Here is a 15,175-nt window from a genome sequence, read left to right on the forward strand (position 1 = left end):
AAACCACTTTTTCAACGACTTTACCATCATCAATTGGCATGATAACAAGTGTGTCTTTAAGCGGGCTAATAGCTTCACCTTTAGCATCAACAAGTGAGATGTCAAAGAGATCATAGTCTTGATCTTTTAGCACATTTGGTGTGTTTGGATCTTGAGTTTCTTTATGGTCAACACTGATACCAGAAATATGAGCTATTTCACCGACTTCTAGTTGAACCAAAACACCTGACGCATCATCTTTTAATTCACGTTTTTCTGTTGAGAAGGCTAGTTCTGGTATGTCATTAACAACACTTGAGCCATTTGTAAAGGTAATAGATGGTTTGTCTTCATTAACAGTACCACTGCCATTTGTAAATTCAATAGATGGTTTATCTTCTGTAGTTGGAGCACTATCTGGAATGTTGTTTATAGCTTCTATATAAGTATAGACGACAACAATATTTTGATCAGCTATTGTACCTGTAACATTATTGGAAACAGATTCACGGAAGTATCTCTTACCACCATGTTCGATAAATTGTTCAGGTGCTTGACTAGTAATATCATAGTTAGAACCAGTTGTTAAATTATTTAGAACAGTTGTTTCTGAAAGCACTGTACCATCTTTTAAAACTGATTTAAGTGATACTTGATAGTACTTCACTTCAGGTTCTCTTGAAGCTATACGTGCAATAGCTGGGTTACTATCACCATGAGAATAATGTGCAATTGCCTTAATATTTAATACTTGTTCACGGTTAAGATCTGTTGGTAGTGCAATATTCCAATAGGTATCAGAAACTTTTTCTACAACATTTCCTAATGAGTCTTGTAAATTCAAATCAGCTGTTTTTGTTAAAACAATTGGATCAGTGATATTATCAATGATAAGTTTAATACTTTGCCAATCACCTGGTTCCATGACAAGCAAGACATGATCTTCATCCTCAGCAACATCAATAAGGTTTGGTGAAAGAATTGGTGATGCTTGAGGTTTTAGAATCTCAAAAGAATCAAGACTAATTTTCTTATTCGCCATTGTGGCATTAGGATTCACTCGAATAGTGATGGTATGAGACCCATTGTCTAGACCTGTGTATTCACCGATTAAAGCTCGTTTTTCAGGATTTCCCGCTTGTTTAAAGAAAACAAGAGAATCCATCTGATTACCATCAATAGTGACAAGAGCTTCCCCTAAGTTGGTTGCTTTATTACCAAATACTCTAATACCTGTTCCTTCAAATGTTAACGTCAACGTTGCATTTTCAGCAGGGATAGCCACATTTTGTGTGATATCAGCAATTTTTTCAGTCGCTTTGTAGAGTTGAGGATCCGATGAGTTACTAAATGCTGATCCATATTGAATTCGTGGATCACGATCATCTAAGCGCTCTGGTGCATTTGGAGCACCCGAAATAATTCTAAAGGAGTCAAGAGATATTTTGTCACGCGCACCTGTTCTTGAAGCAGCATTATTATTTACTATTATTTCTAAAGTATGATAGCCATCTTCTAGGTCGTTAAATTGAGCGATTAAAATACCACTTTCTTTAGCACCAACTTTATGGAAATCAATCATACCACGATCAATGCCATCAATTTTAACGGTAGCAGTTGAAAGATCTGGACTCTTAATACCATATATTTCAATACCTTTACCTACAAAGTTGACTTTAGCAGTATAATCATCTTTTGTAAGGGTTGTATTGCCTGTAATATCGGCATATTTTTCTGTGCCACCATAAAGTTGAGCATCACTCCAATTACCAAAAGCTGAACCATATTCAATAGCTGGATCACGATCATCCATAAATTCTTGAAGTGCTGAGACAGTAACATCTAATGAATTTACACTTAGCTTATTATTTTTAACAGCAACAACATTGTAAATATAATTATGATTAGCTTGAAGAGTGTTGTCATTAAAATGATTTTCAAATGATCTAAAGTTTTCAACTTTTTGTGTCTCAACATTTAGACGATTGACAAAGTAATAGTCAGCACCTTCATATGGAGCATAGTTAATCAAGGCTTTATTGTATCCAATTCTTTTAGCTGTTACATTATTAACACGTCTAGCAATATCATAAGCATTAACATTTTCAGTGCTTGCACTAGGAAGAATGCCTGAGATATCAACATCAATTTTATTCACATTGATAATTGCTGTAGGAATGGTTTTCTTCAATGATTTGCCCCAATCCTCAGAAGCAATACTATAAATTAATGATGTTGGACTGTCCTGAGAGACAAAATAAGCAGTACGATTATCTTCTAAAAGAAGATTTTCAGGTCTCAAAGCCCAGATGCTCTTATCAAAGTTGAGACGGAAATGGTAATCATCTAACTTCTCAATAGATTGAACTTGAACAATAGGCTCAGTTTGTGCCAACGCATATTCCATATTAAAGGATTTAAAATGTAAACTGTAAGCATTATACCCTGGTTCACTGTGCTCAAACAAAATACCATAGCTATTTTCACCCATTTTAGTAAGGGAATTATAGGCATAGTCTCCTTTTTGTAAAATTTTATGGTTTACCCAGTTCAATTCACCATTAGGTAACACTTCTGCCACTCTAAGATAGCCGTTTGCTCTTGCTGGACCGTTGGCATTTGAAAGAATAATATATTCTTTATCATTATGATGAGTATGAACAGCTGAGAGTTGCACATACACATCAACCACTTCTGGTATTGCTTTTAAATCATGCCAAGTTTGTCCACTGTCAGTACTTGTCGCCACCTTAACACGTCCAGAAGGATTACGCATAAATAACTTCAAAGCACCACTATCTAGTTCAACAACTGTTGATTCTGTTAATTGCTCAGCAGATTGACTCATTGTTAAAGAGTGAATGGTAGTCCCATTTGATAAGGTTCTATCATCATTTGGTGAACCACCCATCTGCCAAGTTTCACCATGATCATCAGAATAAATGACGCGAGAAGATTGTGAGGTTAAATGATTAGGTGCTGCATAATTGGTTGAGTAGGTTGGAACAATGATACGTCCTTTATGATCTCCATGTTTTAAAACAATACCAGCACCAGGACCCACTCCGTGGAATTTCATTTGATCATTGGTTACCATTGGAGTAATATCTTTTGGATTTGACCAAGTCAAACCATCGTCTTCACTGTACTGCATCCACAAATAACTTGCTTTAGCTGCTCTAAATGGACTCGTTTTATTGGTCGTAAAGAAGATATTACCTATTAATTCGTTATTTTGGTAAATATCACCTATTGATGCTTTGGCAGCTTGATCAGATTCTAATTTTACACTGTATTGTGTCTCTACATTAGTTGGTGAATAGACTTTTCCATTTTCACGAATAGTGTAAATTCCTGATTCACCTTGATTATCAGTACGATATAAGGCACGATAACTCTTTCCTTCAACTGTGACATAAGGGGCTTCATAACTTGCTTTATTTGCTGGTAAACTATGAATAGCTTGACCTTCTAAAAACATATCATAAATTAAGATGATACGATCATTAAAAGGATCTTGCACTAAAACGGAATCAATGGTTACTGGTGATTGTTGACTACGGTTAGCTGCTCTAGGATTGTCCCTGATATTAATAGCATCAATGCGATTACTCCAAGTAGCTCCTTGATCAGTACTTCTTCTAATAGTAATTCCAATATTACCCCAGTCGCTGTGATGAGTTTCTCTTGCATCAGCTGCTGAAATTAAAGTACCGTTTTTGGTTGTTAACAATGCAGGAATACGATAGCTAAAAATGCCATCAGCTGCTCTTTGACCATTTTTACCACTTTCAAATACGGTGACATCTTCAGAGACTTTCATTTCATCAGTTAATCGTTCAGGATAAACGTCACGTTTAAAAATAGCAGATCTTTTGGCAACTTCTTCAGCCGTTAGGGCTCTATTAAAAATTGTTAAATTTTTAAGATCAAAAGGTGCTCCCCATTTCAAATCATTTAAACGAGGTGTTGCCCCAACCTGTAAACGATTCACACCAATTAAATCTTTAATAAATTTTGCAGAATGTTGATCAGAATAAGCTAACTCACCATTAACATAAACTGTTAATTTAGCAGTTGCATCACTTGCTGAATTAATAGTCATTGCAACTGAGTTCCACTCTCCGGCAATCAATTTTTGATTATTGGCAGTTGGTCTACCATAAAATTGAGTATTGCCATTTCTACCTTCTACACCAATAACACCCGCATTGGAATATAGTGTAAGATAATTATTAACATAATTGGTACTTGACGCAGAAAAAAGACTCTTAAATCCTGAATTAGAATCTAATTTCAATTCCATATAAACAGTTGCATCATTTAACGCCTTAACAGTATCAAGATGTTCATCTAAGTCAATTCTATTATTATTACTGCTATCAACGCGTTGATTATCAACTGAAACAACCTTATTTTCTTCATACAAACGGCCAATACTATCCACTTCAAGTTCAACAATTGGACGTTCAGCAGTTGTTGTTTCATCATTTTCTGAATTGGATTCAGTAGCTACTTCTTCATTTTCAGTAACACCTTCATTTTCAGAATTTGATCTGAAAGTGTTAGAATCTTCCTCAACAGCTAACGGTTGTTCAATTGTAGTTTCTGAATTTGTTTCTACATCATCAGATACTTGATCGGTTGCAATATGATTTGAATTGACAGAAGTCTCTTCAAGAATTACTTCTTCAATTACTGTTGAGTTTTCAGACGGAGCTTGTGTTTCATCTGCTAAAACTAGTTGACCACCAAACAAAACACAGCCAATCATCACAGATGCTGTTCCAACTGATAAACGTCTTATCGAGAAGCGATGACGTTTATCAAATAATTCTTTAGATCTTTTTCCCATTAAATTACCCCTTTATTTTTTTAAGCTAACACAATATATGTTAACGTTTTCAATTCCATTATATCCTTTTTAAATGAGAGATGTCAATATAATAATATATTAAAAACCACTTTCCACAGTTATTCACTAAAAAGTGATACTGTAAAAAGTGGCTAACATTCAATTAATGAACTCAATTACTTCTATTTTTATATTCTATCAACAACTTTTTCTAAATTCATTGAATTACTACCCTTAAACAAGATTTGATCTTGAGGTTCTATGATGTCTTGAAGACGTTTAATAAGTTGAGATATGTCATCAACAGTATTATCTTTCTTAAAAAAAGCTAATTTTTCTGTTGAGAATTTTTCTTTAGCCAATTGGTAAAGAGGATAAATGTCTTCACCGTAAAAATAAACAACATCAATCTGATCTGGATTAAGGCTTGTAATGATTGCTTCATGCATTTTTTTTGAAGCCTCACCAAGTTCTTTCATGTCCGCTAAAACGGCTATTTTTTTTCCATTTTTTTGGTTGGGAAGGCTAGAAAAAGTTTCTAGAATAAGATGCATGGCCGTTGGATTAGCATTGTAGATATCACTTAATATATCTGCACCATTTTTAGCTTTCTTCCATTGTGTTCGATTTTTTGTGAGAACAAGATTTTTTAAGGATGATTTAATATTTTCTTGTAAGACACCAAGTCTCTTAGCAACATAGGCTGCTATCATGGCATTTGTTGCATTATATTTACCAGTGACAGGAAGGTAAATGTCTCCGTCAATAAAATCAAGACTAAAGGTCAAATAATCCTTATATTCTTTCAAGTGATGAACTGTCAATGGTGTTTCTTCGCCAAAGAAAATGATTTCTTGGTTATTTGGTATAAAAGGTTTAATGAGTGGATCATTTGGCACAATTAAAAGACCATTGTCTTTCATCCCATCAACAATTTGAAGTTTCCCTTCAGCAATTTTATCTCGACTTCCAAAAAAGGCAAGATGAGCTTCTCCGATAAGAGTGACAACACTAATATCAGGTTTTGCAATTTGAGAGAGAAGGTGGATATCTCCAAGATGATCTTGACCCATTTCAAGCACTAATTTTTCAGTGGTGTCAGGCATATGTAAAATCGTATAAGGAAGACCAATCTCATTATTATAATTCCCTTGTGTTTTATAGGTTTTATAAGTACTTTCAAGTACAGTTGCAATCATATCTTTGGTGGTTGTTTTACCATTTGATCCTGTGACGGCAATAACTGACACAGTCATTTTTTCCAAATAGTATTTTGCCAATTCTTGAAAAGCAAGAAGCGTATCAGACACTAGTATATGAGGATAATCGACTTCTTTTTCACTAAATGTTGCAAGGGCACCATTTTGAAAAGCAATTGGTATAAAGTCATGTCCATCACGATTACCTTTTAGAGGTAAAAAGAGGTCCCCTTCTTTGATAAGACGACTATCAAATTCGATGTTATTGATTAAGCTATCTTTCAATTGACTAATATCATTTTTTGCACCTACTACTTGTGCGATTTCATGTATTTTTAATTTCATGTATTTCTCCTATTAAAAAAGAGCTAATTAGCTCTTTTATTATAGCATATTTTAAATCAGATGGTCTTCTCGTTTTTCAAACATCTCTTTAGCAAGCAAAACAAGTTCTTTGATCAAATCACTATAGCTAAGTCCCATATTTTGCCACAAAAGAGGATACATTGACCACTGGGTAAACCCTGGCATGGTATTTAATTCATTAAGATAGATGTGACCATCATTTGTTAAAAAGAAATCACAGCGTGAGAGTCCACAGCCACCAATAGCACGAAAGGCTGTTTCAGCATAGGAACGCATTTTTGTGATACTAGCATCATCTAATTTAGCAGGAATTGCCATCGTAATTTTATTATCAATGTATTTGGCATCATAATCATAAAAAGCAACATCTTTTACCACTTCACCAGGGAGGGTTGATTTAACAGCTCTGTTTCCTAGAAGACCAATTTCAATTTCTCTAGCAACAACACCTTGTTCTACTAAAACACGACTGTCGTATTTAAAGGCTAAGAAAAGAGCTTGTCTTAGTTCTTCATGATTTTCTGCTTTTGAAATTCCCACACTTGAACCCATATTGGCTGGTTTGACAAAGACTGGATAGTTCAATTCTGTTTCAATCTGATGAATTTTATCATCAATCACTTCACCTTCCATGACTGGTACAAAATCAACTTGAGGAATATTAGCTGCTTTTAAGACATATTTGGTCGTAATTTTATCCATAGCAACACTAGAAGAAAGAACATTTGTTCCAACATAAGGCATTTTTAAAACTTCTAAAAAGCCTTGAATTGAACCATCTTCTCCCATAGGACCATGTAGGACAGGAAAAACAACCGCATTTTCTTCATATATATCACTTGGTTTGATTTTTTGATTAAGAAGAACACTGTCATTTGTCATCAGTTTTTCTTTATCACTTGGTTTTTCATCAAATTCTTGTGTTTTGATAAAGTCACCGTCTTTAGTGATAAAAAATGTTTTCACGAAGAATTGATTATAGTCAATTGCTCGCATGATGCTTTCTGCTGACAATACTGAAACTTCTCTTTCAGCTGAACGACCACCATATAATAATAGTAATGTTTCTTTTTTCATGAGTCACCTTCTATATTTCTGTTCGATTTTCAATAGCACTTAAAAGCGTTACTTCATCTGCATACTCAATATCACTACCAACTGCTAGACCACGGGCCAAACGTGTTACCTTAATGCCAGCTGGTTTTAACACACGAGATAAATACATAGCTGTTGCTTCACCATCTGCAGTAGCATTGGTGGCGATAATAACTTCGCCAACCTGACTATCCATAAGACGAGTAATCAATCTTTTAAGATTGATGTCATCAGGACCAATGCCATTCATAGGGGAGATAAGGCCATGTAAGACATGATAAAGGCCATGATACTCTTGAATTTTTTCCATTGAAGAAATGTCTTTACTTTCTTCGACAACAAGAATAATACTTTGATCTCTGGTTTTGTCTTGACAAATCTCACAAATTTCGCCATCAGTTAAATTGCCGCATATAGAACAATAAGTTAATTCTCTTTTGGCAGCTAATAAGTTTTTGGCAAAATCATTAACATCTTCATCTGCCATTGAAATAGTATAAAAGGCTAAACGAGTTGCCGTTTTAATACCAATTCCTGGTAATTTTGTGAAACTATCTATCAACTTAGCGATAGGTGTTGGATAGAGCACACTAACCATCCTTTCTAGTTCATGGGATTCATTGAATGATAAAGATTAACAATATCTCGGGTAATATCATGACTAACAGTTCCAGTTAAGTCCGATTCGTGGGGTAAAACAACTGCCACAGCAATTTTTGGATTATCACTAGGAGCATAGGCAACAACATTTAAGTTTGATGTATAAACAAGTTTGCCATCTTTATCTTTCACATAACTTTCTGCAGTTCCCGTTTTTGCTGAGATGCTAACATTAGCTCCTTGACCAATTTTACGACCTGTTGAAAGCTGAGAATCACTATTAACCACTTGGAAAAAGCCATCTTGAATAATCGCCATTTCCTCAGGTGAGATAGCAACTGTATTTAAAGATTTTGGTTGAATACTTTCAATTAATTCACCTAATTCCCCATTGCTTTCTTGCTGGTAAATACCCTCAACAAGATGAGGTGCAAGACGATTACCACCATTTGCAACTGTTGCTGCATATTGAGCTAATTGCATAGTGGTATAGTTATCAAACTGGCCAAAACTTTCTGTTAAGTAATTGGCAACATCAAATTCTTCAGGAATAAAACCAGAAGACTCTCCCGGTAAATCAATACCTGTACTAACACCCAATCCGTATTGAGCAAACGACTCACGTAATTTAATCATAGCTTCTTTGGTATTATCAGTTGTTAGAACCATTCCTGGTACATATTCTTGACCTAAGATTTTAAGAGCCACTTGCACCATATAGGTATTTGAGGAATACTCTAACGCCTGGCTAGCCGTGATTGGCAGAGGATTAGTAGTAAACCATGATTTTATAGGAACTGAATTAGCTAATTGAATGGCTTGATCAAAAAGAGTCTGATTCCCTGCAATAACTTGATGCTCAAAGCCTGCTGAAATAGTTGCCCCTTTTACGACTGAACCTGGAGTAAAAACTTCGGTAATGGTCCCCAAAGCATTTTTTTGTAAACTCCCTGTTTTGATATCGTGCTGATAACCAGCCATCGATAAAATAGCACCTGTATCAACATCTAAAACGACCGCATAAATACCTTCAGAATTTTGGGTGTTTTGAAGAGCTAGTTCAGAATCAAAATACCGTTTTAAGATATCTTCAACACCTTCTTGAAATTTTAAATCAACAGTTAATTTAAGATTATTACCTTGTTGACCTTGTGTCTCAATATTATCACTAACCACTTGACCTTTTTTATTGACAACGATTTGTCTTGTGGTACGTTTACCTTGTAAATAATCTTCATAAGATTTTTCAAGATAGCTTGTCCCAACGCGGTCATTTAAGGAGTAACCTTTTTTAAGATAGTCATCTAACTCTTCAGCAGGTAAACCTGTTTTTTCAGTAGAAATGGTACCAATAACATCAGCTAGCGAATTATCAGAAACCATCCTATCCCAAGTTGATTGTATAGAAATACCTGGTAATTTTGATTGATTGCTAGCAACCATAGCTATTTCTTTAGGAGTGATAGCATCCGTTTTTAAGAAGGAAGTGTTAAAAGTTGGAGTGGCATTCATTTGTGAAAAGAGAGAAACCACTTTTAATTCTTCATCTGAAAAAGTAATAAGATTTTCAGCTACAGCATCTACTGCATTTTTATAGATAACCGATTCAGCTAATTTATTGCCAAATTCATCATATTTTTGATCGTCTGATAATGTCTCATAGATGTCTTGGTAGTTACTAGGTAGTGCTAGGTAGTAATCCTTTTTATCGCGTTCTGATACTGTAACATCAGATATTGTCACATAGTCAGATAATTTTTGTGCCGTTTCTCTAATTTCTTGTGCTGTTGAGGTGTAATTTCTTGTGTAGGCAACAACTTCATTGATATTATTTTTAGCAAGAGGAACACCATTAGCATCATAAATTTGTCCTCTTGGATTGGAGGTTGTTACTGTATAAGTCGTTAAAGCCGTGATTTTTGAAGTATAGAATTCCTTGTTAATCAACTGCATATCAGCCAAACGTAAAATCAAAATGATAAATAAAAAAACAATGATGAAAAAAAGTAGGTTAATGCGATTAGCAACTACTTTTCCTACTTTGACACGATTTTTTCTCGTTGGACGTTGATTATCTGCCATATCATACTCTACTTTCTAAAACTCTGACTCTTATTTTATCATAATTTAATAAAAAAAACCTGCTCGTAACAGATTTTTCTATTTTAAAAAATTAACATTTCTTATTGTTATTTTGATGACTTTTTATGATAAACAAGATAGTAAAATAAGGAGACAAAAATAGCACCACCGATAATATTACCTAGATAAACAAAAATAAAATTGCTTAAAAAATCACTCCAGTTAGCAGCCCCTTCAAAAATAGCGGCAGGAATCACAAAAGCATTCGCTACGCTATGTTGAAAGCCAATAGCAACAAAAGTCATAACAGGAAACCAAGTACCAAGAATTTTTCCAGTAGCATCTTTAGCCCCGTAACATAGCCATAGTGCTAAACCAACAAACCAATTACAACCAATGCCTGATAAAAAAGCTTGTAGAGGAGTTGCTGATAATTTAGCATGGGCAACTTCAATCACTTCCGTTTGATAAATACCTGATGCCGTTAAACCAACTAGATGACCAAAAACATAAGCAACAAATACCGCACCAATCACATTAAAAATTGTAATGACAAGCCAATTAGTTACCAAATCTTTAATTGAGATTTTTTTAGCAAAAAAAGCGGCAGAAACAGCCATCATGTTCCCTGTAATAAGTTCACCACCAGCTAGTAGAATAACGATTAATCCAATGGGAAAAACACTAGCACCAACAAATCCAGCAAAAGCACCAAGACTTTCAATGCCACTAGCTGCAACTCTGACATAAAGAAGGTAGCCTAAACTAATCATAGCACCACCAATAAAACCAAGAATAGCTTTTTGTAGAAAAGTTTTATGAATTTTATGTGCTCCAATTGTTATTGTTTTTTCTAATATTACCTCTGGTGTCTCCATGTTTACCTCACTTCTACTAATTTTCTAAAATTATTCTATTATTATAACAATTCTACATATAGATAGCAATATTTTTCACAATGTTTTTTAAGAAAATAAATAGTCTAGGCAAATGCCTAGACTATTTATTAAGAATTTTATATTTTATTTCCCAAGATAATATTCTTTTTGTACATTTAACTTGTCATCAAATTCAAAAACAAGTGGTGGGAAGTTTGGAATTTCAACGCCCATAATCTCATCATCTGATAATTGTTTGATGTGTTTTACAAGGGCACGAATTGAGTTACCATGAGCTGCAACGAAAACATTTTTGCCCTCTTTAAGCGCTGGTGCAATTTTATCTTCCCAGAATGGTAAAGCACGCTCTAAAGTTACTTTCAAGTTTTCAGCATCTGGAATAACGCTATCGTCTAATAAAGCATAACGACGATCAGTATGTGCTGAATGTTCATCATCTCTTGACATTAATGGTGGTAAGGTATCGTATGAACGGCGCCAGATATGAACTTGTTCATCACCAAATTCTTCTGCTGCTTCTGCTTTGTTTTTACCAGTTAAGCCACCATAGTGACGTTCATTTAAACGCCATGATTTTTCAACAGGCAACCATAATTGGTCTGCACTTTCAAGTGCTAAGTTAGTTGTTTTAATTGCACGTTTAAGAACTGATGTGAAGACGATATCAAACTCAATACCTGCTTCTTTGATTAATTTACCAGCTTCAATAGCTTGTTCAACACCTTTTTCTGAAAGGTCTACATCTGCCCAACCTGTAAAGAGGTTAGCCTTGTTCCAAAGTGATTCACCATGACGTGCAAATACTAATTTTGCCATTTAACATTCTCCTTTAAAATTTTGACGATTGTCATTGATTTACCTTTTCTATTTTACAAAAAATTTGTGAAAAAATCTACTAAAAGAAAGAAAAAACTTGAAAACACTGTTTACACTTGCTTAGACTTATTCTCACATGGTACAATAGTAAAAATCATTTTTGGAGGCTACTATGACATCTACCGCTACCACTGTTGGAACCTTTCATTTTTCAAACTGCTTGATGAATGCTGCTGGTATTCATTGCTACACCAGAAAAGAACTAGCTGATATTGATGCGTCAATGGCTGGCTCATTTGTCACCAAAACAGGAACGCTAAATGAAAGAGCCGGAAATCCTGAACCTCGTTATTTCGACACCGACTTAGGCTCAATTAATTCGATGGGGCTACCAAATCTTGGTATTGACTACTACTTAGAGTATGTGACTGAACTTGAAAAAAATCCAGACAACAAACCACATTTTCTCTCATTAGTTGGTTTATCGCCAGATGAAACACATCTTATCTTGAAAAAAGTACAAGACAGTGACTATCAAGGCTTGGTTGAACTCAATCTTTCTTGTCCAAATGTTCCTGGTAAACCTCAAATCGCTTATGATTTTGAAGCAACAGAAAAACTCTTGTCAGAAGCTTTCTCATATTATACCAAACCACTTGGTGTCAAATTGCCACCATACTTTGATATTGTTCACTTTGATCAGGCGGCTGCTATCTTCAATCAATTTCCACTTGTTTTTGTCAACTGTGTTAATTCAATTGGTAATGGCTTAGTCATTTCTGATGAAACTGTCGTGATTAAACCAAAAGATGGTTTTGGTGGTATCGGCGGTGATTATATCAAACCAACAGCTCTAGCTAATGTCCATGCCTTTTATAAGCGTCTTAACCCTTCCATTAAAATTATTGGAACTGGTGGTGTCAAAACTGGTCGTGACGCTTTTGAACACATCCTTTGTGGTGCTAGCATGGTTCAAGTGGGAACTGCTCTTCACCAAGAAGGCGTTGCTATTTTCGAACGCATTACTAATGAATTAAAAGCCATTATGGCTGAAAAAGGTTATGAAACTATTGAAGATTTCCGTGGTCAGCTAAAAACACTTTAAAACAATTAAAAGCCCTTTGAACAAGGGCTTTTTGTGTGTTTAAAAATCAAAATCATCATCATCTTCTTCATCTTTATGGTCTTTTTTTGATTGTTCTTCTGCTAGTCTTTTTTTAGCAGCAGCAATATCTTCCTGAGTTGGCTTGATATTTTTCGTTAACATCATAAAACTAATAATCTTTACAATAGAAAATACTGCCAATAAACCAACAACAAAATAAATCATACAAACTCTCTTTCAGGTTTTTTTACATTATATCCTTTTACTTTGAAAGTTGCAAGAAATGGAGTTGTTCTTAAAAGACGAAGACCATTTAAAATCACTAGAATTGTACTACCTTCATGGCCAACCACGCCAAGTGGTAAGGTTACTAATTGAAAGACATTAGCTAAAATCAATATCAGAATAACAGAAAGAGCAAAAATAATATTTTCTTTAATCACGGTTTTCATTTTTCGTGACAAGGCAATAGAAAACGGTAATCTAGTCAAATCATCCATGATGACACTATCAGCACTTTCAATGGCGATATCACTACCTGCGCCAATAGCATAACTAACATCGGCTAGTGCAAGAGCTGGGGCGTCATTTATCCCATCTCCCACCATGGCTACACCATGATGTTTTTCTTTTAATGTCTTAATAGCTGCTGTTTTATCTTGTGGAAGACAATTGGCGATGACGTGGTCAATCCCAAGAAGACTAGCAATATGTTGCGCTGTTTTTTCATTATCACCTGTCAGCATGATGGTTTTAATACCCATGGCTTGTAGTTGTGAAATGGCTAAACGACTTTCTTCTTTTATCTCATCAAAGAGGCTATAAAAACCCATCAATTCTTGATTGCAGCTAACAAAAACAAGGGTTTTTCCTTCTTTTTCTTCTTTTTCAATCGTTTTTGCAAGCTCTTTTGGTAGTTCTTCGATAGCTTCTAGGATAAAGGATTTTTTACCAATACGCCAAACATCACCCTGATAGCTGGCTTTAAAACCTTTACCTGTCACATCTTCTAGGTCATCTAAGGAAAGGATTTCAACTGTTTTAGTATACTCCAACAAGGCAGATGAAATGGGGTGAGTACTAGTTGCTTCAACGGTTTTCACAACTTGGTTGACAAGGATTTCTTCTGAAAGAATCTCAGTATGAACGACACTTGGCAAGCCCTTAGTCAGTGTACCCGTCTTATCCATAACGACCACACTAATGTCACCCATACGATCGATAATATCGCCACCTTTAACGATGAGGCCACTTTGTGCTGCACGGCTAATAGCTGACAGGGTGGCTGGCGTTGAACTCGCCACAAGAGCACAAGGTGAAGCCACAGTCAATAGAATCATGCCACGATAGAAACTATCCAGCCACTCCCAACCAAAGATGAAATGACTAGCAAGGATAAAGATTGGTACCAAAAGGAGAACTGCTTTAACATAATTGTCTTCAAGTCCTTCAATGAAACTCGCCGTTTTACTTTTATTCTCATGCGCTTCTTCAACCAGACTAACAATTTTAGCAAAGAGAGTATCTTTATTTTCAACTGTCACAGTCATTGTGATCTGACTTTCTAAGTTGATTGTTCCACCGATAAGACTATCGCCTTGATATTTTTCAACTGAAATGGGCTCTCCTGTCACCATTGATTCATCAACAAGAGCAAAATCACTTGTTAAAGTTCCATCAATAGGAACAGCTTCGCCTTTTCTAACCTGAACGATATCACCAATTTTTAAAGAATCTGTTGCTACTTCTATAACAGTGCCATCAGTTTCAAGCTTTCTAGCCACATCAGGTGTTAAAGACATTAATGCTGAAATGGCATTCTTACTTTTTTCCATGGCTAATTCTTCCAAACTATTAGATAGAGAGAAAATAAAGATGAGGATAGCCCCTTCAAGCCAGTAACCGATTATCCCAGCACCTATCGCTGCTAAAAACATGAGAATATCAACGTTTAAATGATGATTTTCCACTAAGTCTAGGAAACCTTCCTTGGCAGAATCATAACCACCAACGATGAAAGCTAAAATTAATACAAGGGTTCCAACATTTGGGAGATAAGACTGCACAACAAAACCTATGATAATAAGACTTAAACACAGTAAAGTTTTTAACATTTTGGGATTTTTCTTTAACCAATGGATGACTTTCATGATCGACTCCTTTTTATAACCGTTCTAAT

Annotated in this window: 10 protein-coding genes; 1 reads left to right on the forward strand and 9 read right to left on the reverse strand. The window is 35.1% G+C overall.

What is annotated here, in order from left to right; genetic code table 11:
• From JHK64_RS00005 to JHK64_RS00035, 7 genes are all read right to left on the reverse strand, one after another.
• A partial coding sequence (locus tag JHK64_RS00005; protein ID WP_199566944.1) for a sialidase domain-containing protein occupies positions 1-4,834 on the reverse strand: 4,834 nt, incomplete at its 3' end.
• Positions 4,835-5,022: 188 nt separating this feature from the next.
• Positions 5,023-6,378 carry a UDP-N-acetylmuramoyl-tripeptide--D-alanyl-D-alanine ligase gene (locus JHK64_RS00010; protein WP_199566945.1) on the reverse strand — a complete coding sequence of 452 codons (1,356 nt, stop codon included), beginning with the start codon at positions 6,376-6,378 and terminating at the stop codon, positions 5,023-5,025.
• Between the two features lie 51 nt (positions 6,379-6,429).
• A complete protein-coding gene (locus JHK64_RS00015) occupies positions 6,430-7,476 on the reverse strand; it encodes a D-alanine--D-alanine ligase (protein WP_199566946.1) in 1,047 nt (348 codons plus the stop codon).
• A gap of 10 nt (positions 7,477-7,486) precedes the next feature.
• The gene (gene recR / locus JHK64_RS00020; protein ID WP_199566947.1) at positions 7,487-8,083 is read right to left on the reverse strand and encodes a recombination mediator RecR; all 597 of its coding nucleotides are present in this window, start codon (positions 8,081-8,083) and stop codon (positions 7,487-7,489) included.
• Positions 8,084-8,097: 14 nt separating this feature from the next.
• A complete protein-coding gene (gene pbp2b / locus JHK64_RS00025) occupies positions 8,098-10,176 on the reverse strand; it encodes a penicillin-binding protein PBP2B (RefSeq protein WP_199566948.1) in 2,079 nt (692 codons plus the stop codon).
• Positions 10,177-10,283: 107 nt separating this feature from the next.
• Positions 10,284-11,054 carry a formate/nitrite transporter family protein gene (locus JHK64_RS00030; RefSeq protein ID WP_199566949.1) on the reverse strand — a complete coding sequence of 257 codons (771 nt, stop codon included), beginning with the start codon at positions 11,052-11,054 and terminating at the stop codon, positions 10,284-10,286.
• Positions 11,055-11,198: 144 nt separating this feature from the next.
• Positions 11,199-11,891: a phosphoglycerate mutase gene (locus tag JHK64_RS00035; RefSeq protein ID WP_199566950.1), complete on the reverse strand. Its 693-nt coding sequence runs from the start codon at positions 11,889-11,891 to the stop codon at positions 11,199-11,201.
• 172 nt (positions 11,892-12,063) lie between these two features.
• Here JHK64_RS00035 and JHK64_RS00040 point away from each other — a divergent pair, with 172 nt between their 5' ends.
• Positions 12,064-12,996: a dihydroorotate oxidase gene (locus JHK64_RS00040; RefSeq protein ID WP_199566951.1), complete on the forward strand. Its 933-nt coding sequence runs from the start codon at positions 12,064-12,066 to the stop codon at positions 12,994-12,996.
• Positions 12,997-13,035: 39 nt separating this feature from the next.
• Here the strand turns inward: JHK64_RS00040 and JHK64_RS00045 are convergent, their stop codons facing one another.
• Together JHK64_RS00045 and JHK64_RS00050 are read right to left on the reverse strand one after the other, a co-directional pair.
• Positions 13,036-13,221, reverse strand: a complete 186-nt coding sequence (locus JHK64_RS00045; RefSeq protein ID WP_199566952.1) for a hypothetical protein — start codon at positions 13,219-13,221, stop codon at positions 13,036-13,038.
• Entirely contained in the window at positions 13,218-15,146 is a 1,929-nt protein-coding gene (locus tag JHK64_RS00050) for a heavy metal translocating P-type ATPase (RefSeq protein WP_199566953.1), read from the reverse strand. Before JHK64_RS00050 ends, JHK64_RS00045 begins: the two co-directional genes overlap by 4 nt.
• Positions 15,147-15,175 lie beyond the last annotated feature (29 nt).

The sequence above is a fragment of the Streptococcus zalophi genome, assembly GCF_016481285.1.
GTDB classification, from domain to species: domain Bacteria; phylum Bacillota; class Bacilli; order Lactobacillales; family Streptococcaceae; genus Streptococcus; species Streptococcus zalophi.

Excerpts from the sequence above, each read along its gene's own strand:
- JHK64_RS00010 (WP_199566945.1), bottom strand. The coding sequence starts at position 6,378 with ATGAAATTAAAAATACATGAAATCGCACAAGTAGTAGGTGCAAAAAAT.
- JHK64_RS00015 (WP_199566946.1), bottom strand. The coding sequence starts at position 7,476 with ATGAAAAAAGAAACATTACTATTATTATATGGTGGTCGTTCAGCTGAA.
- pbp2b (WP_199566948.1), bottom strand. The coding sequence starts at position 10,176 with ATGGCAGATAATCAACGTCCAACGAGAAAAAATCGTGTCAAAGTAGGA.
- JHK64_RS00030 (WP_199566949.1), bottom strand. The coding sequence starts at position 11,054 with ATGGAGACACCAGAGGTAATATTAGAAAAAACAATAACAATTGGAGCA.
- JHK64_RS00035 (WP_199566950.1), bottom strand. The coding sequence starts at position 11,891 with ATGGCAAAATTAGTATTTGCACGTCATGGTGAATCACTTTGGAACAAG.
- JHK64_RS00040 (WP_199566951.1), top strand. The coding sequence starts at position 12,064 with ATGACATCTACCGCTACCACTGTTGGAACCTTTCATTTTTCAAACTGC.
- JHK64_RS00045 (WP_199566952.1), bottom strand. The coding sequence starts at position 13,221 with ATGATTTATTTTGTTGTTGGTTTATTGGCAGTATTTTCTATTGTAAAG.
- JHK64_RS00050 (WP_199566953.1), bottom strand. The coding sequence starts at position 15,146 with ATGAAAGTCATCCATTGGTTAAAGAAAAATCCCAAAATGTTAAAAACT.